The following is a 19,237-nucleotide window of genomic DNA, read 5'->3' as shown; positions in this document are numbered from 1 at the left end:
GGGTTGCGATAGGTTAAAGCGAAAGACGTACGGTGATGCGTAGGTGCCGCGGCGGCATTGGATGGCCGTCGGCGACGGTGTATTGCGTGTTTAGGGCGTTGCGGAGTTGAAGGGTGGCGCCCAGGCGCGTTTGGGCGATGTGCGTGTGCCAGCGCAGGTGCGCGTCGGTTACGAGGTACGGCTCGCGCGTGCCATCGCCCGTGGGCCGCGCCCCAATGTAGCGGCTACTTAGGTCGAGCGCCCACCGGTGCCACTGCACCGTAAGCGATGGCTTGATGGTCGTTACCGGCAGAAAGGGCAGGCGCGTATTGTAGCCCGGGCGGCCCCGCACCGATCGGTCGCGGGCGTTGGTGTAGGTGGCCGCCACACGCGGCCGCAGGCTCCACGACGCCGCGGGGGTCCAGTGCAGCTCGGCCGATGCCTCGAGGCCCAGCGCGCGCACGTTCTGCACATTCTGCGGACGCCAGTAGCCGGCGGGCTGCGGCGTCCACACAATCTGATTGTACCGCCAGTTGGCAAACGCCGTCACCTCCATCCGATACCAGCCGCCCCGCACGTACGCGCCCACGTCGGTATTCCAGCTGCGCTCGGGTGCCAGCTGCGGGTTGCCGCCCGGCTGCCAGTACCGGTCGTTAAGCGTGGGCATGCGAAAGGCGCGCCCAACCTGTGCCTTGAGGGCAACCAGCGGCGCGCGCGCCACCTGCCAGTTGAGCCCAAGCCGCGGACTGATGGCCACAGCGCTTGCATTGCTCGCGGGCCGCGCGTAGCCATCGACGCGAAGGGCCGGGTGCACCGTCAGTCGGCCGTAGCGTCCGCTACCGCTTGCAAACAGACTGGCGTGGCCCTCGCGTGCTGCGGTTGCGAGCTGCGGATGCTGCGCCGTGACGCCGCGGGCATCGCCCCCGAAAGCCACGCGCCAGCGGTTGCCCCATGGCCGCCGCGCCGTAACGTCGACGGAGGCGAGCCATGTGCGGCCGGTAGTGGCAAGGTTTTGGGCCGGATCGACGTAGCGCAGGGTTTTGTGCTGCACCAGCCCCCCAATGTCGAGCGTGCCCCACGGACGCTGCCAGGTATCGGTGGCCCAGAGGCGCACGCTCTCGTCCCACTGCCGCGCCGCGGACGTGCCCCCCACGGCCGCCGGAATGCCGCGCTCCGCCTGGCTCCACCACCCCGAGACGCGGATGCGATGCGCGCCGGTGGTTACGGCTGTTGCGACGTAGGCATTCGCAAACTGCCGATCGGCGTTTGTGCGCTCCACACGGGTGGGCGGGAAGCGGGCCTCGTTGCGGTAGGAGTAGTCGCCGGCGGCTTGCCGGTAGGATACCGCGGCCACCGTGCTGAGCGGCCCAGCGCGGCCCGTAATGAGTCCGCTGCCCCCGCGTGCGCCAAACGCTCCCGCGTGCAGTTGCGTCTTCAAGCGAAATGCAGGTTGCGGCGCAACAGTTTGCAGATTCACCGCCCCGCCGATGCCGCTCGATCCGTAGAGGGCCGAGGCGGGCCCGTGCAGCACCTCGGCCTGTTGCAGCAAGACGGTAGGGAGGAGCGTCCAGTCGAGCTGCCCGAGTTGCGGATCGACGATGCGATGCCCGTCCAGCAGGACGAGCGTCTGGGCTGCGCCGGTGCCGCGCATGGACACCGAGGCGAGGCCGCCCGGGCCGTAGCGCCGAACGTGGAGCGCAGCCCGCTCGCGGAGTAATGTGGCCACCGAGCGGGCCCCCGTAGTGAGCAGGGCGGTCGAGTCGAACGTAGCGATGCGGGCAGGCGCCTGCGCTGCGGCCGTAGGAAGACGCGTAGCCATGACGGTCAGGCGCGGCAGTACCGCCTCCATCAGCGGCGCGCGCGACGTGTCGGGCGTTGTCGTCGTATCACGCGGTGCCCCTTGCGCGCACGTGGTGCGTGCGGCGCACAGGCTTCCAGCGAGCGTGAGCGCCCAAAGGATAAGAAGTGTTCGGTGCATCATAAATAAACGGCCCGCCCCTCAAAAAGGTGTAGGCCGCCACGATGCCTGCAGACGTGCGCTCAGCGCACGCATGCGCAACCGAAGACAGCGCCACACCTCAAGATCCCGGAGGTTATTGGCAAAACGCACGTCCGCGGCAGGTCTCCTGGCTTTCCGGAGGTACAGCGCTTTCAGCAGCTCGGCGCGCCCCTTCCCATCTGCGGGAGCAGACAGTGGCGCGCGCGTCCTCACCTCGAAGCGCCTCCGGTACACAGTTGCGGGTACAGCCCCAGCATCGAGCCTATGGCTCGCCTGGCGTTCCCTTTTAATCGTGCATCAGCAATGCACGAACCGGCAGCGTGTATCAATGAACGTTTGTGAATGTAGCGCGCGGCGCGGGTAAATCCAACAGATACGCCCATCCTTAACCGAAGCTATACACAAACGCAGTTTAGAACGGGCATTCTCGCGGTGCGCATAAAAAACGCCCCGCCAGCAGAAAGCCGACGAGGCGCTGTACGTGATTTGTATGTGCGGATGCCGACGAACCTCAGCCCACCGGCGGGCACTGACCGCCCCCGTATCCGCAGTTTTGCGTGAGCTTGCTGTTTGCATCAAGCTGCGGCTGCGGTATCGGGAAGAGCATGCGGTACATATTGCTCTGATCCTTGAAGATCCAGGGTGCCGTGAACGTGGGTGCGTACGGGTCACTGGGCGACGTGTAGGGGCCTCCGGATGCCGTGCCACCGCTCACCTGGTACCGGACGAGGTCTTGACGACGCAGCCCTTCGTAGTAGTGCTCGTGCCCGCGCTCCTGCAGGATGAGGCTACGCATTTGGGCCTGGGACAACCCGGTGGGCACCGCGCCTTCGTTCGGGTAGTCGGGATAGGCCCGCTCGCGCAGTGGAATGAGGGCGTCGCGCGCGGCCGACGGCTGTCCCATCTCATTGAGCGCCTCGGCCCGAATCAGATACATCTCGGACAGGCGGAACAACGGCAAGTCGTTGCTGGAGAACTGGGCCGTCTGGTTCGGGTCCACCTCAAACTTGAGCGGGCGGGCCCCGGCTGCCTCAATCGCGGGATTGCTTTCCAGCGTTATGCTTGGAATTTCGAGCGTGATGTCAAGCGGCGTATCGGTGCCGCGCACTTTCACCGTAGGCGTGTTCTCATTGCTAAAGCAGTTGATGCCATAGCACCCGGTGTTAGGCTCAGAGTAGGTGCGCCCCACGAGAAAGCCCTGGGTGCGCACGTCATTGCGCACATCGTCCCGCGTGCCGACTTGGCCATCTGGACCTGCCTGTACGTCAAACCCTTTGTAGAACTCCGCAATCGTCGTGAAGCCGTTCCACGGTGTTTCGGGGATCATGTTGTAATGCATGACCCGCATGTTGAGGGTGAGGCCCAAGCCCGTCTCTGCCTTGTACGTTGCCGGCCATATGATCTCGGGCGATGAGGCATTGCTGACCGCAAAGTTGTCGAAGTAGTTGTCGGCCAGCATGAACTGCCCCGAGGAGATCACCTCATCGGCGGCCGCTTCGGCTTCTTCCCAAAACGAGAGCCCCGGCGTGAAGCTGTTGTTACCGGTGAACTGCCCGGTGTACACCTCAGCGTTCACGAAGAGGCGCGCCAAAAGTCCGTAGCCGGCCCACTTGCTCGCGCGTCCGTATTCAACGGACGGCGGCAAATTGGCGAGAGCTCCGCCGCTTGGGTTCTCCACACAGTCTTGTACATTCACAGCGCTCAAGTCGGCGCAACCCGTGAGCTCTTCGATCAGGAAGCGGAAGACCTCGCGGCGGCTTTGCTGCGCAGGCGGATCTTGGCTACTCACCGGCTGCTGCGGGTACTGCTCGTAGGAGCTTCCCTGCTCCACCACAATCGGAACGTTGCCGTACAGGTCAAGCAGCTGGTAGTAGAAGAACGCCCGAAGGAAGCGCAGCTCAGCGCGAAACTGTGGCGCCTGCTCCAGATCGGTCTGGGTGTTATTAAGCGCCGCAAGGACCGAGTTGGCACGGGCCACGCCGGTAAAGGCGCTCACCCACGCGCCGTCAATGTTCGGATGCTGCGCCGTCCACTGATGCTGCGTGAGCCGGCGCCAGTTTCCATTATCTCCCCAATCGGTGCCACGGGTGGGCACCATAATCTCGTCGGAGGAGTGCTCCGAGATATTGAAGTAGTTGTTTTGGTAGTCACGGACCTGAGCGTATACCGGTGCGATGGCCGCCACAAACTCGCTCTCTGTCTTAAAGAACTCGTTTGGGGTGACCACGCTAAACGGATCTTCGTCCAGGTCGCACCCCGCAAGCAGGGTAGCGGCCAGGCATACAGCCAAGAGCGCCGATACGCTAGGCACTCGCTGTAGCAATCGTTGTACGTATACAGTCATGGGATCAATCGTCATGAGTTTGAATCGGCAATCGGCTGGAGACCGTGCCCCGGGCGATGCTAGCCGCCCGGAGCACAGGCCTATGCAGAGGGCAAGGAACGGCTTACAGGCCGAGGTCTACGCCAAAGGTAAAGGTGCGTGCACGCGGGTAATTGGTGTAGTCCACGCCTAGGGCCGGAATCGCAAGACTACGCAGCCCGCCGCTCGTATCGGTACCGTTGGCCGTGGTGCTCACCTCCGGATCGTACCCGTTGTAGGGCGTGATCACGAAGAGATTTTGCCCCGAGAAGTAAATCCGAGCCCGCTGAATGCCCAGTTGCTCCGCAATAGGCAGCGTGTAGCCGATGGTCAGGTTGTCCAGACGCAAGAAGGATGCGTCTTGAATCCATCGGGACGAATACACCGGCGTGATAGCCGCCTCGTCGTCCAGCGCACTTTCCAACATGTTGATGTTACGGTTCAGGTTGTTCTTGGTGGAGAACTCCAGCGCGGTATTGTTGAACACGTCTTTCCCATAGATCCCACGGAAGAACGTGCTGAAGTCAAAGTTGCCATACCGCCCCGAGAACGTGAACCCGTAGTTGAAGTCGGGCTGCGCATCGCCAATCACCCGGCGCTCGGCGTCGCCCACATTGGTTGTGGTGCCGCCATCGGCCGTGAGGAAGAGCTGCTGCCCTTGCGCGTTGGTTCCGGCATAGACCGGGCCGTAAAACGTGCCGATGGGCGAGCCTTCCTGGATGATCTGCGCGTTGGTGCCCGTTTGGCCGGCCCCGCTTACCGGGGTCAGGAAGATGGTGCCGCGCTGGCCAAGATCGGTCACTTCGTTCTTGTTGTAGCTGATGTTACCCCCCACGTTGAGAGTAAAGTTGTCGCGGTTAAACAGCTGCGTGTTCAGCGAGAACTCGACACCGGTGTTTTCCACCGCGCCAATGTTTTCGAGGCGCTGGCTCACCACGGCCGGCTGCGGCACGCTGATGAAAAGCAACAGGTCCTCGGTTTTCTTCTGGTACACGTCGATGGTGCCATCGAAGCGCCCAACGATGAAGTCCATTCCCACATTCAGCGACGTGGTGGTTTCCCACTTCAGGTTCGGGTTGGCAAAGTTGATGGGCGCAAACCCGGTGGTCTCGGCCTCACCCGATCCGAAGACGGCAATGTTGGATTGGTCGGGGCCCAGCAGCTGCAGCGTCTGGTACGGCGGAATGGCTTGGTTGCCGCTCAGGCCGTACGACGCGCGCACTTTCAGTTCATTCAGCCAGTTGACCGACTCCATGAACGACTCGTTGGTTACCCGCCAGGCAATCGACCCGGCCGGGAAATACGCATACTTGTTGTTGGCCCCGAACACCGAGGCACCGTCGCGGCGGAGCGTACCCTGCAGGATGTAACGGTCGTCGTAGTTGTAATCGACGCGCCCAAAGAACGAGAGCTGTTCAATCTGCTCTTTGCCCGAGCCAGGCAGTTGAGGGTCGTTGCCGCCGGCCAGGTTGTTGTAAATGAGTTCATCGGTTACAAAGCCCTGCGTTTGAGCATCGATCTGCTCGTAGGTCTCGCGCTTGAACTCGTAGCCCGCGAGCACACCCACGCGATGCACATCCGTGAGCTGTTTCTGGTACTGAAGGGTGCTCTGCACGATGGCGCTCGACACCTCACGCGCCGTTTGCTGCGCGATGCCGCTTTGCGTTGCCCCTAGGGGCGAGGCCTGCGGAATGTACGACCGGCGGGTGGCGTTCGTCTGGTCGTACCCGAAGTTCACTTTCGCCGTCAGGCTCTCCAGCACGTCGTACGACGCCGACACGTTGCCCAGCAGCCGCGTGCTTTCGGTAAAGTCATCCAACTGATTTTGAATGGCCACCGGGTTGATCACGGTGTTCGAGTACTCGAAGAACCGCGCGCTGCCGCCTTGGCCAACCACCGGAAACGTGGGGTTGAACTTCAGCATGTTCGAAAAGACGCCGCCCTGAAAACCGGCCGACTGCGCGTAGAACACGTGATCGCGCTCAAGCAGCGAACCGGTCACATTCAGGTTCAACTGCAGCTTGTCGTCGTAGAGCTTTTGGCTGGCGTTGACGCGCGCCGTGTAGCGCGTGATGCCCGAGCTCGTGACCACGCCCGGCTGATCGAGATAGCCCAACGAGGCGCGATACGTGGTCGACTCGTTTCCGCCCGAAAACGACAGGTTATGATCTTGCGCGACCGCCGTTTGGAAGACCTCCTGTTGCCAGTCGGTGTTCGCCGAACCAAGCGCGTCGGCCGCCTGCGAGCCCGCAAAGTCAGTGAGCGCGCGCCGGTATTGGTCGGCCGACAGCAAATCGAGGGGGTTGGCTACGTTCGAGGCCGAGACCTCGCCGCTATAGCTCACTTCAAGCCCGCCGGCATCGCCCGATTTCGTTTCAATCAGGATTACGCCGTTGGCCCCCTGCGACCCGTAGATGGCCGTTGCAGCTGCATCTTTCAGCACCTGAATCGACTTGATGTCGTTTGGGTTGATGAGCGACAACGGGTTCGATGAGGACGAGGCGACAATATCGCTGGGCGCAAGTCCCCCCGGCGTGGCATTCGTGCTCGTAATGGGCACGCCATCAATCACATACAACGGATCGCTGCTCGCGCTGAGCGATGTGGTGCCGCGGATGCGTACCTTAACGCCTCCACCGGGCTCGCCGTTGTTCTGCACGATGTTTACGCCCGACACGCGGCCCTCAATCAGGTCGGTAGGGCTCGAATTTTGCCCCACGTTGGCTTCTGCTACATCCACCGTCGACACCGCGCCTGAAATATCTTGCCGGCGCTGCGTGCCATATCCCACAACAACCATTTGCTCAAGAGCCTGCACCTGTGCTTCCATTGCCACGTCAATGGTTTCTTTCGTCCCGACCGGGATCTCCTCGGTCTGGAAACCAACGAAGGAGAAAACGAGCGTGGCATCGGGCCCCGGCACGGTGAGAGTGTATGTGCCCTGGCCGTTTGTAATGGTGCCAGTGGTGGTGCCTTTCACCGTAACGTTAACGCCCGGTAACGGATTGCCGGTGGCCGCTTCGGTTACGGTGCCGCTCACCTCGCGCTCTTGCGCCTGAACAGGCGCTACGCTGAACACAAGCAGCAGGAGGCTGCCCAAAGCATACGTTGTAAGTTTTCGATACATATCGCTTCGCTGCTCATTGTTGATAGAGGACAACGGGGTGCATCTCGCGCAACTTCTTTCTTCAACGATCGCCTGCATGACACGGCCCTGCGTGCACCGTGCCTCGGCATTGGGTGCGTCTCATGGCAAGGCGCGCTGCTGCAGAAAGCGCTTTCACCATCTGCCATGATATTATCCGTTCATTGTAATTGCAAACGAAGGCGGCGTCTTCGTGTCAATTATTTCACTTTTAGATCGGTCATCGTTTGGGGTGTTATAGACAACTGCCACAAGCCTTATGGGAATATTCCATGAGGGTGATGCTGCGGCTTTGGATCATTCGCCGGCCGCCCAAGGTGGTACAGGGCCCCCTTATCTTTTAACAAACGCCTCTGTTTTATGCGCGCCGTCCTTGTCTCCGAACCGGGTCCGCCGTCGAACCTCACCATCGGCCCGGTGCCCACGCCCGATCCGGGCCCCGATGAAGTCCGCGTACGCGTACAGGCCACGGCCCTCAACCGCGCCGACACGTTCCAGCGAAAGGGCCACTACCCGCCGCCGGAAGGCGCCTCAGACATCTTGGGGTTGGAGATGGCGGGCACCGTGGATGCGACCGGCCCGGGCGTTGTCGACTGGTCGGCGGGGGACCGCGTGTGTGCGCTCCTTTCTGGCGGCGGCTATGCCGAGTATGCCGTCGTCCACAAAGACCTGTTGATGGCTCTCCCGCCGGGCCTCTCGATGGAAGAGGCCGCTGCCATTCCCGAAGTCTTCTTGACGGCCTTTCAGGCCTTGCATTGGCTGGGCGATCTGGGAACGGGCGACCACGTCCTTATCCACGCGGGCGCGAGCGGGGTGGGCACCGCAGCCATTCAGCTGACCACGGCGGCCGAGGCGCATCCGTACATCACCGCTTCTGCCCCAAAGCACGATCTGTGCCGCTCGCTTGGCGCCGAGGCGACCATCGACTACACCACCGAGGATTTTGCCGCGCAGGTGCCGCGCCTAACGGACGGACAGGGCGTCAACCTCATCCTCGATTTCATTGGCGCGCCGTACGTACAGGGCAACATCGACAGCCTGGCGATGGATGGCCGCATCATTCAGCTGGCCACCCTGGGCGGTGCCACCGTTGAGCAGTTTAGCTTGCGCGACCTCATGGCGAAGCGCGCGCGCCTGATTGCGACGACCCTGCGGTCTCGATCGCTGGCGTACAAGGTGAAGCTCACCCAGGATTTTGCGAGCTACGCGATGCCGCGCTTTGTGGATGGCACCTTGCAGCCCGTCATTGATTCCGTCATGGATTGGACGGATGTGGCCGCCGCGCACCAGCGGATGGAGAACAACGAGAACGCAGGTAAAATTGTGCTTCGCGTTGCGCCGTAGCACGCGCAACCCACCCGCCGCATCGACGGTAAGACCCCTCGTCGTTTGTCTCCTGCTTTCTGTGCGCCCCATGCCTCGTTCGTCCGATGACGCGCCTTCGCCGTCCAACAACCACGCCCCTCCGCGGGCGGTCGTGCCGCAACCCGTGCCCGAGGGCGCCAGCGTTGACCACGCAAGCCTCTACTTCAACCGCGAGCTGAGCTGGCTCGACTTCAACTGGCGCGTGCTGCAAATGGCCCGCGATGAAAGCACGCCGCTTCTGGAGCGGGTGCGGTTCTTGGGCATCACCGCATCCAACCTCGACGGCTTCATCCGCAAGCGCGTGGGCGGCCTCAAGCGGCAGGCGGCAGCAGGCGTCATCACGCCCTCGCCCGACGGCCGCACCCCCGAGGAGCAGCTCGCCCTCATTGCTCAGGCCGTGCGCCCCATGTACCGGGCCCTGGGCACCACGTGGACGGAGGCCCTTGCGCCGGCCTTGAATGACGCCATCGGACTGCGCGTGCGCGCCTTCGATGCGCTCGACGAGGAGACGCGCGAGCGCCTCCACACCTACTTCCACAAAAACATTTTTCCCATCCTCACGCCGCTGGCGGTCGATCCGGGCCGCCCGTTCCCCTTTATCTCCAACATGAGCCTCTCGCTTGCGGTGGTGCTGCGGCACCCCGACCGCGGCACCAAGCACTTTGCCCGCGTGAAGGTGCCCACCACCAGCCGTCCGCGGTGGGTCCCGCTGCTTAATCCGTTGCAGTTTGTGCCGCTGGAGCAAGTGATTGCGCATCACATCGATGCCCTCTTTCGGGGGATGGATGTGGAGGGCGTGTATGCCTTTCGCGTGACGCGCAACGCGGATGTGCGGCGCGACGAGGAGGAGGCCGACGACCTGATCGAGATGATCTCCGAGCGGCTGCGCGAGCGACGCTTTGCTCCGGTGGTGCGGCTGGAGGTGGAGCGCGCGATGCCCGAGGCGGTGCGCTCGTTTCTGATGGACAAGCTGCGCGTGGGGGCCGAGGACATGTACGTGGCCGATCGGCTCATCGACTACAGCGACCTTACCACGCTGGCCGACCTCCACATTCCGTCGGAGCGATATACGCCGGCGTTGCGCTTTTCGAAGTGGCGCCCCCAAACGCCGGTGCGCCTGCAGCGCGACGCGAAAAGCCGCGCGCGCCCCGGGCTGTTTAGTACGATCCGCTCGGGCGATATGCTGGTGCACCACCCGTATGAGTCGTTTGAGGAGAGCGTCCAGCGCTTCATCGAAGAGGCCGTGACCGATCCGCAGGTGCTTGCCATTAAGCAGACCCTGTACCGCACCTCCGAGAACTCGCCCATTGTGGATGCGCTCATCGAGGCCGCCGAGCGCGGCAAACAGGTGGCGGTGCTGGTGGAGGTGAAGGCGCGCTTCGATGAGGAGAAAAACATCGCGTGGGCCCGACAGCTGGAGGATGCCGGGGTGCACGTGGCTTACGGCTTGGTGGGCCTCAAAACCCACGCGCAGGCGGCGCTTGTGGTGCGGCGCGAGGCCGATGCCGTGCGTACGTACTGCCACATCAGCACGGGCAACTACAACGCACAGACGGCCCGGCAATATACCGACCTCGGGTTGCTGAGCTGCCACCGGGGCATTGGGTACGATCTTACCAACCTGTTTCACTACCTGACGGGCTACGCGCCGGAGCAGCAGTACAACCACCTCCTGGTGGCGCCGCAGGATATGCGCGGGGCCTTCCTGGACAAGATCGAGCGCGAGATCGACCACCAGCGCCTGCAAGGTAACGGCCACATCATGGCCAAGATGAATGAGCTGGGCGACCGACAAATCATTGCGGCGCTGTACCGCGCCGCGCAGGCTGGGGTTACGGTTGAGCTGGTGGTACGCGGGCACTGCCGCTTGCGTCCGGGCCTTGACGGCTACAGCGAAACGGTACGCGTGGTGAGTATCGTGGGGCGGTTTTTGGAGCACGACCGCATCTTCTACTTCCACAACGACGGCGCGCCCGACGTGTACATCAGCAGCGCCGATTGGCAACGGAGCCGCCTCGACGACCGCGTCGAGATTGCCGCCCCCATCCTTGACGCCGATCACAAAGAACGCCTGGTTACGCTGCTACGCACGGCGCTCGACAGCCCCACCGGCTGGCGCTTGCAGTCCGATGGCCGCTACCTCCGCGCGTCGGCCGCGCCCGCCACCGAGGGCGTGCAGGAGCACCTGATGCGCCAGCACGAAAAAGCCACGCCCCGGCCTACGGCATCGTCGGTGCAGGCACCGTAAGGGAGGAGGAACTGCCCGGGGCGAGCGTAACCGGCGGCTGCACCGGCATCTGAAGCCGGCCCAGGGCCATCATGGTAGCATCGGCCAGGCGCTCAAACGGGCTCGACAGCCACAAGCGGCGATGCGTGGTGATGATGTCGAGCTGCCGGCGCCGGTACGGCGAGGGGTTCGCCTCGGCCAGCTGCGCAAACTTCTCGTAGAGCACCAGGAGCCGCTCACGGTTGGCCTGCGTGAAGCCAAACTGCTTGATGTCGTCCACAAGCGCCGCGTACTGCTCGTCCCACACGGTAACCTGCGACGGCGCCGGCGGACCGTAGGTGGTTTCATCGAACCGGAACGACGCGCGGGCTGCGAGCACGTCGAGGCCCGCCTCCGTCAACCGCTTCGGCGCACCAAGCGGCAGAAAGAAACGCACCGGCGCGCCATCCAGAAACGCCACGAGCTGTACGTTGCCGCCTTCCGGAATGCCGCCGTCAACTGTGGCAGGCGGCAGGTCGAAGTGCTTGTTCAGGGTGCGAAATTGCTCGTACGTCGTAGGCATGCCCGCGCGGTGCAGGGCCTGCAGCAAGGAATCCAGCCGCACCGTGCGCCCGCGCTCCAGCTGCACCCGTACGGCGCGCATGGTTTGGTCGAGCGGGATCGGGGCTTGCTCTGCTACTTGCAGCGTGCTGTAGGCCGTGGGGATGTAGCCCCGGGAGTAGTAACCAAACGTGGAGACTTCGTTGACGGCTTCAAAGCCCTTTGTGAGCCCCCAGATGTACGCATCCAGGACGTTCGTTTCTGTCGTGAAGCGATCGCCCTGCATGTAAAACAGCCGGTAGATGTTGAAGATGTTGCCCGGCCCGGAGTGATATGCCGACATGCCCGGCACCTCGTGGCCCACGGCGTTGGCGTACCCCTTTAGCAGCAGGAAGGCCGGCTCCATCGCCAACAGCGGATGGCGCTCCTCGTGCACCTGCACGGCTGCCCCATCGATGGTTTCCAGGCGATACTGATTGAGGCCGCGACGCCGGAGGATGTAGGGCATCATCTGGTACCGACTGCGCGCGCCCACCGAGGACACCAAGTGATCTTGGTTGAACGTTTCGACCGTTCCAATCTCCGTTGGCAGGAGGCTCAGCCCAAGCGCCTGCGCCAGGCGAATTTCGTAGGCCACGTACGGAAGGTCGCGCTGGTGTGCCAGCTCCACCTGATTGCGACGGCCCCATTTGACCGTAATGGCGTCACGCGGAATGCCCCGCGCGGCCCACTTGTCCACGAGGCGCCGCGTAGCATCGCGGCGGTAGGCATCGATCCGGCCCCAGTCGACATCGGCCCCGCGGCGGTACGCGGCGCGCTGCTCCTCAAGCACATACACCTCCAGCGTCTTGTTCGTGCGGCGATCGGTAACGCGCACGGTAAAGTTGTCATCGACCACCATGCGGTAGCGGTAGATTTCCAGCAGCTCCTGAAACGCCTCGGCGCTCGTCTGGAGCGAGTCGGGTGCCTCCGGAGCCGCCGCGGCGCGCCCAAAGTACGCGGCGTACCGCGCATCCGGATGCTGCGGCGATTGGCGCATGGTAAACGCCTCGTCCCCAACCGCGCTCGTCGTCTCGGGCACGGCGGGCGCCGTTACGGGCGCGAAGCGCGTAACCAGCGCCTGCCCCCACAGCGGCCACCGCAGCAGGCTGACGGCGAGAAGCACCGCGAGGCCCAGCAGCGCCATTTGGTACGTGCGCGGCCCGCGGGGGGACGCGAGCGGCTGATCCGACGAATGAAAGGGGCCAATGCGTTTCATGGAGATCAGGTACCAGCAAAAAAGAATGAGAAGCGACGGATGGATCAACCATCGGGGCGCTGCGCCCGCACATCGCATCATGACGCCGGTGGGGCACACACGCTGCAAATGCACAGTGCAGATTTCGTGTACACGTAACTTCAAAAGTAATGCCGCGCGTGCAAAGAAGAAAGTTGGCTGCCCATTCGTCAGGAGACGCCCGGGCTGCAGCAGGGCCTTTCCGTCATGCGCGGGCGCCGTGCCTACATCGCACATGAAGATGAGACGCAGAGCCACGGGCGAAAGCTCCCCGCCGGTGTAAGATTTACGCGATGCCCAAGCGCCGTCCGACAAAGCTCATGGCTTGGCGTGCCCGCGGCGGGCACTGAAAGGATACGGATTCAGCAGCGGATGCGCTACCGCCACCATCTGGCTTCAGCCCTTCGTCGGCAGCAGCGCAGGATTATGTGCCGCTCACGGAAGAAGCTGAAATCCTGCCTGCTGGAAGTGGTGATCAAATGCCAATGCGCGCTCGATCTGGCGTCGTTCCATGACGACAAAGGAAATGCAGTCGGTCAGCGAATATCGCTTGTCTGGTCGTTCCTGCAGCAGAAGCCATCCTGCATTGAAAAGCTTCCGCGTCACATGTACGATCTCTACCGCATCGCTCGCTTGCAGGCGCTGCCCGACCTCGACGGCTTTTTCGTGACGGTCGCGACCGTTGAAGAAGGTGACCACTTCATCGAAGACATACGATGTGGTGACAATCAGGGGTGGGGAGGCCAGGACTTCATCTCGCCAATGCCGAACGGCCGCGTCGTGGTGCTGATCGTCGGAGGCCTCAAGAGCAATGAGATAGCCCGTATCGAGAAAACAGGAGGTCATTTGCCGTAGAGGTAGCGGTCGTGATGTTCAGCCGCATCGGGAGCATTGCACTGCACAGGCTCACGGCCGAGTCCCTGAATCGGATCAGTTTCTTCGGGCTCCGTCTCGCCAACAGGTTCAACAATGATGCGGCCCTTTTCTTCTCGGATGGTAACCTCCTCCGCTCCATGGAGCATCCGCTTGGGCACGGTGACGCCTCGTTTGGTGACTTTCACCTTCATGGTCTGCGGTAAAGGATGATGAGCAAAAATGCATCTTTTGAATGCCGCGCCAGGCGATTGGGTTCAGACCAGCCTTTAGAGACAGGCAGTGCGGCATATAACGTGGAAGCTGAAGTGCGGAGGGCAGGAAAACGCCAGAAGAACTTGACTCGGCGAAAATATCAAGGCCAACCGCAGTTTCCATCCGCCAACTTCGTCACTCCCGGCGAGCGAAGGCGAGACCGTCTGCAAGACCTCGATTGATGACGGCAAAAGCCCTCCGTCGCCTCTAGCGACGGTTATGCGTTTTTCTTACTGCTCTTGATAATCTAGAAGATCGATCTCATCCTCTTCAACTGCCTTCCGGAGAACTCTGGCCATCTTAAGACCGTCCCTCAGATATCCAGTCATCATTTCCTTGATCCATTCGTGGGCCGACATTGGAGCACTGGGGACCACTTCGACTTCGTCATGGTCACGAATCCACATGTCCACCGCCCCTTTCGCACTATTCTTCAGCTGACTCGATTTCTCATGGTACCATCCATCCGATACTCGCGGGTTGTTGCCAACAGCTTGAGCTATCTCGTCTGAAAAAGCCCGGAGACGAAGCAGATTGGTAGACACCGATTCTGGTCTTTCACGGAATTCAACCAGGTATCCATCCAAGCCATTGAGGATTTCCTCAACTGCCTGGATTGTGGCGTCGAGTTTATCCGCAGCGTCGTTAACCACATTCTCCTTGACGCGGTGCGGCACCATGTCCCAGCCCTGACTGATGTACTGGGAGAGATACTGCTTTTCAGCAAGATATACAGCCATCCCAGACGGTAGAGTCACATTGGAAAGTGCTTCGTCCCAATCCGAGTAGTCGCCCCGTCCAAGGTAAACGATGGCCAGTAGTTCACGCTGCTTGTTTTTCGAGAGGCGGGATAGCAAATCCTTGAAACGAGTACGTTTCTCGGGCAATTGCTTAGCTGTGTCACGGATTTGGTTAACCTCACGCTGCATAATCCTCATAACGATGTATCATCGTCTGCAAAAGACATAGCGGATGAACTATGCCGCGAAGGACAATGAAAAGATACGGATTCAGCAGCGGATGCGCTACCGCCACAATCTGGCTTCAGCCCTTCGTCGGCAGCAGTGTGGGGTTCTGCGACCCTTTACGACGTGTTGGCAAGCGGATCGATAACGTCCAACTCCTCGATCCATGCAAAGTCCTCCGTGTTGTGCGTTGCCAGCAGCAGGCCGTAGCTGAGCGCCGTTCCCGCGATAAGCGCATCGCCGAGTGACATGCGGCGCTTTTGGCGTAGTCGAATCGCTGCGGTAATAGCCGACCCTGACACCGGGAGCACTTCGGCCGCGTCGAAGAACGCTTCCAGAACCCGCTGCTCGTTCTCACCAAGCTCATGGTAGCCCAGCGTCTCGACCTTGCTGATCACTGAAACGTAGGGTGCCTCACGGGCGATGAATCTTCGAAGGGCTCCGTGCTGGGGCTGACTGGCATAGATAATAAGATTGCTGTCGAGAAGCATATGCCTCAGTTGTCGCGACCGGGAAGCGGACGATCACGGCGGATGTCACGCTGCCACGCGCTAGGGTCCTGAATCCCGCTGAACGCGCCGGACTCCGCCACTTTGGAGAGTGCATCGGCCATCTGCTGGCCCCGCTTCTCCTTTTCGGCGTTGTCTTCAATCACGGTCACGTGCACGCGAAGCGGCCGATCGGTAGCAGGCACGTCGTCTCCCGCCCACCGGATGCGATCGCCTTCGAGGATGCCTTCGTACGTTCGAAGCATAGCGATTGGATCGCTGGGTGATGATTGGATCTCATCCTTTTGACTCGTCATCCCAGCGAAAAGTTTGGGCTGTATAACGGTCAAGTTCATTTTGGGCCTGCTCAGTGAGACGGACACGGACCATGCGGATTGGTGGCTACTGCTTCTCCTTAGAGCGACGACGCTTCAGCCGCGCTTCCACCTCGGCGAGCGGTACCGTCTTTCATTCCTCGACTCGCTTTAGGCCAACTTCGATCTTGTGCAAGAAAACGAGACGCTCGATGGTAGCGTCCTCCGGCAGTTCTTCAACAGCACGGACAATCTTTGCCTTCATGGTTCCTTGCGACATGGATGGCTTCACTCAAGTTGGAAGGGCGTCACAAGTCGTATGATCCGGGCAAGGCACGGGTTCGCAAACGGTTTCCGTGCCGTATAACGACTGTAGCTTGGCAGCGCAGAAAGGAGGATGGCGCTACTGCTAAGATGCAGCAAAACGGCTTGACACGCCACTCGCCGCTCACGAAGACGCCAGAGCCCTGCGTCTGCTACAGCGTATTGTTAGGCCGCCATACTGCGCACGCGCAGGATTTTCCGCTGCTTCATTGGACGCACAGCGTCCTTTCCCAGCGTGACCACAGCTATGGTAGCACCTTCTCCGGTCAGGAATTCCACTTCGTAGGCAGCGCCGTCAGCATAGACATGGACTACGACTCCTACATCACCTGGCGTCAGACCGTGCTCCGGGAGGTCATCTGCCAACACGACGGTATCCAGTTCTTGAATCATGTTTTCACCTCGGGTAGGCAGTGACAAAACGGGGAGCGTCTTCGGACGCTACGATCCACACCGTTCGGACACTGACGGTAGTTCCGCGCGGTGTCCTCAAGGTACCTTCAACGACGTACGTTGCGTCATGCGGTGACTCCGCTACTTCCACGACCTCGTTCTGATGGGCTACATTCAGCCGGTCGCGCGCAAGATGATCGGCTGTCTCCTCATCGTAGCCATGTGCACGGAAGAACCGCGCCTTTGACTTGCCAACGGCATGCGAGCGCGACAGGAGATCGCCGCTCAGCTTTTCCCGCGGCACGTAGGCTTTGTACCGGTTGGGGAGCCGCATTCATTTGAGCAGTGGTTGGAGGGGCGGCATATCGGTGAGAGCTTGGCAGCGCAGGAGGAGCTGTCGCTACTGGTGAACTACAGCGACACGTTTCGCCGCAGCACGCCAAGCAAGGTGAAACGCCAAAGCTCTGCATCTGCTACACCGTGTTGTTATACCTCGCTCTCTGCAGGGTCGCTTGAAAGCCTCAAAAGCCTCATCATCCATGGCCACACAATTGCAATTACCACGCTATTTGTCGATCCGTGCACCACTGCCTAGGAGAGAGTCTCGAACCTCGGCGGCGAAGTTTCAATGAGGGGAAACACGTATTGCAATAGCACTACTGTGATCGCAGCTGAGGGCACTCCAATGCTCCACCAAGCTTGAAAATAGTCGTTTAAGGAGGGGGCAGTCATGACTGTGTATGACTGGTAGCCAAGTATAACGAAAAAGCTCAGCTGAAATGGGCGCGAAAAGACTCGACAGAGTTTAATACGATCAATCAGCCTCGGTCTCCGGAGCTCTCATTCGCTAGTGTCGCCACTCTCGATCCGCAACGTCGGAATCGCTCGGCTGCTCTCGATTGCAAATGGCCCGCGCCCATTTTCAGCTGTAGCGGGTGGGTTATGGTGCTACTCATCTTGCTTGCTCTCTTCAAGGAAGTCTGCTGGTCTCATGATTAGAATTCCCCGAAACGGATTGAGCTCCAACAGGTCGGCGTCCCCGCTGACGATACAGGTTGCATTTTCGCTTACAGCAAGTTCCAGAAATTTGTTGTCATCTGGATCGCGACAGGCTCGTACATCCTCCGTTGGGTTGACGAATTGACTTCGATCAACCAAAGCTTCGATAAAGGCACCGCGTTCTTCAGGTGTGAGGTAGTCGTCAAATTTCTCCCGGGCGATCACCTCGTCGATTTCCTCAAACGTCGCCTCTGAAAGCAACACGACGCCCGTGTTCAACGCATAGCGGAACGCCTCCCCTGGCGTTCCCCCTCGGAATAGGGCAGCGCTGACGAGCGTATTCGTGTCGAAGACATAGCGCCGGTCACTCCTCATTCAGAATCTCGTCGAGCTTCTCTTGAGTAAGTCCACGCTCTTGAGCCCGTCGGCTCATTTCGTCCATAATCTCTTCGAGGGATCGACCTCGACCTCGATGCCGGACGGCTTCCCGCAACCGGCTACTGAGAAGCGCTTCAAGTTTCCGTTTCTCCTCGTCCGAAGCAGACTCGTACGCTTCTGCGACATCGGGGCTGACGCGAAGATTGATTGTTTTCGATTCCATGGCTGAATCCTCTTCTCTTGGAGGAGGGCACATTGTGCTACCCTAGCGACGTGAGTGCTGTTTCTAAAGCGCCATAACGGTGAAACTCTGCCGCGACGGGCACGAAAAGGTGCGCAAATAGCAGCCGAGGCGCTACCGCTGGAATCTGGCTCCAGCCCGTCGTCGGCAGCAGTGGTGGGTTATGTAGCCTGTAACCACCTTCGCGTCTTAGCGCCCGCGTCCCCTTCCATTTTGATACTTCTCAAGTGGACCGTCGTAGATCACTTTCCATTCGTCGGTTGTAATGGCATCACCAATCAGCGCCCCGCTGAGACCGCCCATGACAGTCAAAATGGCCCCGCCTCCCAGATACAATGCAGCCGCGAGGCCAGCCCCAATGGATCCCGTGTTACTGCTCGTTCCAAGGGTGATTCCACCGATGGTTATCCCCGTGAGTCCCGGAGCTGCTCCAATGAGAAAGCCCCAACCGCTTCCGGTATCGCCTCGAATTGCAATCTGGTTAAGGGAGTCTGTTGGAATGGATCCCTCTCTCTGTTTGAGCCGGTGGTAAAATCTCGTGCTGTCCACACCGATTCGTACCTCTTCGAGGTGTTCAATGAACGTATCATCTGTCATTTGAATCCGGGCCCATCGATTTTCGAGCTGTTGGTTCACCTGTTTCAGCGATTGAGGCTCAGTGGATGGCAGCCGGCTTGAGGCGCAGCCACTCACTAAAGCGAGCGCCAACAGGCAGATGACAATGGCGGATGCTCGGAGCATAGGATGTGGGGCTACATAACGAGAACGCTCACCTGCGAACCAGAGAAAACTGTGTGTATCGAGGAGTAATTGCATTACCTGTACTCCCGAAACTCGTCAAGCGGCTCATCGAAGTCCTCGCTCATCCAGATCTCACCTTCGACGCTTCCGAACTGGCGCTTGCGTTTCTTCTCCAGCGAGGGCGGAGCAGTGAGCCGCACAAACGGGCGGTCGTCTTTCGTAATCAGAACGTCCTCTCCGTGAAAGGCGCGTTCGAGAAGTTCGTCGAACCGACGACGGGCTTGGCCGATGTCAACCTGTGGCATAGCAGCGCACGCTGTCTATTGTAGCAACCATGGTTGACGAGCAAAACGCGGTGAACGCAGACTTGCTC

16 protein-coding genes and 1 riboswitch are annotated in these 19,237 nt (G+C 60.8%); of the genes, 2 read left to right on the top strand and 14 right to left on the bottom strand.

The window, feature by feature from the left end; all coding sequences use genetic code 11:
• Nucleotides 1–13 precede the first annotated feature (13 nt).
• From SALLO_RS0113150 to SALLO_RS17245, 3 genes are all read right to left on the bottom strand, one after another.
• Nucleotides 14–1,960, bottom strand: a complete 1,947-nt coding sequence (locus SALLO_RS0113150; RefSeq protein ID WP_040605779.1) for a TonB-dependent receptor plug domain-containing protein — start codon at nucleotides 1,958–1,960, stop codon at nucleotides 14–16.
• Between the two features lie 118 nt (nucleotides 1,961–2,078).
• Nucleotides 2,079–2,310, bottom strand: a riboswitch (cobalamin riboswitch).
• A 179-nt stretch (nucleotides 2,311–2,489) separates the two neighbouring features.
• A complete protein-coding gene (locus tag SALLO_RS0113145) occupies nucleotides 2,490–4,322 on the bottom strand; it encodes a RagB/SusD family nutrient uptake outer membrane protein (RefSeq protein ID WP_169577935.1) in 1,833 nt (610 codons plus the stop codon).
• A gap of 103 nt (nucleotides 4,323–4,425) precedes the next feature.
• Nucleotides 4,426–7,467, bottom strand: a complete 3,042-nt coding sequence (locus SALLO_RS17245) for a SusC/RagA family TonB-linked outer membrane protein (protein ID WP_169577934.1) — start codon at nucleotides 7,465–7,467, stop codon at nucleotides 4,426–4,428.
• A gap of 378 nt (nucleotides 7,468–7,845) precedes the next feature.
• Between SALLO_RS17245 and SALLO_RS0113135 the strand changes: the two genes are divergently transcribed.
• Together SALLO_RS0113135 and ppk1 are read left to right on the top strand one after the other, a co-directional pair.
• Nucleotides 7,846–8,829 (top strand): NAD(P)H-quinone oxidoreductase, encoded by a 984-nt coding sequence (locus SALLO_RS0113135; protein WP_022836765.1) that lies wholly within the window; start codon nucleotides 7,846–7,848, stop codon nucleotides 8,827–8,829.
• A gap of 70 nt (nucleotides 8,830–8,899) precedes the next feature.
• Nucleotides 8,900–11,098, top strand: coding sequence for a polyphosphate kinase 1 (gene ppk1, locus SALLO_RS17240; protein WP_084696302.1), 2,199 nt, complete (start codon nucleotides 8,900–8,902; stop codon nucleotides 11,096–11,098).
• Here the strand turns inward: ppk1 and SALLO_RS17235 are convergent.
• The 11 genes from SALLO_RS17235 to SALLO_RS0113065 all read right to left on the bottom strand — a co-directional run bounded on the left by SALLO_RS17235 (nucleotide 11,070) and on the right by SALLO_RS0113065 (nucleotide 19,169).
• Nucleotides 11,070–12,875, bottom strand: coding sequence for a hypothetical protein (locus SALLO_RS17235; RefSeq protein WP_051141394.1), 1,806 nt, complete (start codon nucleotides 12,873–12,875; stop codon nucleotides 11,070–11,072). The two genes, ppk1 and SALLO_RS17235, sit on opposite strands and share 29 nt — an antisense overlap.
• A 453-nt stretch (nucleotides 12,876–13,328) precedes the next feature.
• On the bottom strand, nucleotides 13,329–13,739 hold the full coding sequence (locus SALLO_RS18985) for a type II toxin-antitoxin system VapC family toxin (RefSeq protein ID WP_022836762.1): 411 nt from the start codon (nucleotides 13,737–13,739) through the stop codon (nucleotides 13,329–13,331).
• Nucleotides 13,736–13,960 (bottom strand): hypothetical protein, encoded by a 225-nt coding sequence (locus SALLO_RS17230; protein WP_040605778.1) that lies wholly within the window; start codon nucleotides 13,958–13,960, stop codon nucleotides 13,736–13,738. Before SALLO_RS17230 ends, SALLO_RS18985 begins: the two co-directional genes overlap by 4 nt.
• Before the next feature lie 291 nt (nucleotides 13,961–14,251).
• Nucleotides 14,252–14,959: a DUF3775 domain-containing protein gene (locus SALLO_RS0113110; RefSeq protein ID WP_022836760.1), complete on the bottom strand. Its 708-nt coding sequence runs from the start codon at nucleotides 14,957–14,959 to the stop codon at nucleotides 14,252–14,254.
• Nucleotides 14,960–15,105: 146 nt separating this feature from the next.
• Nucleotides 15,106–15,477: a type II toxin-antitoxin system VapC family toxin gene (locus tag SALLO_RS0113105; RefSeq protein WP_022836759.1), complete on the bottom strand. Its 372-nt coding sequence runs from the start codon at nucleotides 15,475–15,477 to the stop codon at nucleotides 15,106–15,108.
• 5 nt (nucleotides 15,478–15,482) lie between these two features.
• Nucleotides 15,483–15,740, bottom strand: coding sequence for a hypothetical protein (locus SALLO_RS0113100; RefSeq protein ID WP_022836758.1), 258 nt, complete (start codon nucleotides 15,738–15,740; stop codon nucleotides 15,483–15,485).
• Between the two features lie 537 nt (nucleotides 15,741–16,277).
• A complete protein-coding gene (locus SALLO_RS18310) occupies nucleotides 16,278–16,505 on the bottom strand; it encodes a DUF4926 domain-containing protein (RefSeq protein WP_084696301.1) in 228 nt (75 codons plus the stop codon).
• A 4-nt stretch (nucleotides 16,506–16,509) separates the two neighbouring features.
• A complete protein-coding gene (locus tag SALLO_RS18980) occupies nucleotides 16,510–16,839 on the bottom strand; it encodes a DUF6883 domain-containing protein (protein WP_028567248.1) in 330 nt (109 codons plus the stop codon).
• Nucleotides 16,840–17,453: 614 nt separating this feature from the next.
• Nucleotides 17,454–17,879, bottom strand: coding sequence for a putative toxin-antitoxin system toxin component, PIN family (locus SALLO_RS0113080; protein WP_022836755.1), 426 nt, complete (start codon nucleotides 17,877–17,879; stop codon nucleotides 17,454–17,456).
• A 433-nt stretch (nucleotides 17,880–18,312) separates the two neighbouring features.
• On the bottom strand, nucleotides 18,313–18,939 hold the full coding sequence (locus SALLO_RS0113070) for a hypothetical protein (RefSeq protein WP_157621466.1): 627 nt from the start codon (nucleotides 18,937–18,939) through the stop codon (nucleotides 18,313–18,315).
• A complete protein-coding gene (locus tag SALLO_RS0113065) occupies nucleotides 18,939–19,169 on the bottom strand; it encodes a type II toxin-antitoxin system Phd/YefM family antitoxin (RefSeq protein ID WP_022836752.1) in 231 nt (76 codons plus the stop codon). Before SALLO_RS0113065 ends, SALLO_RS0113070 begins: the two co-directional genes overlap by 1 nt.
• Between the last annotated feature and the right edge of the window lie 68 nt (nucleotides 19,170–19,237).

This window comes from Salisaeta longa DSM 21114 (genome assembly GCF_000419585.1).
Lineage (GTDB): Bacteria > Bacteroidota > Rhodothermia > Rhodothermales > Salinibacteraceae > Salisaeta > Salisaeta longa.
This window is presented reverse-complemented; position numbering and strand designations above follow the sequence as displayed.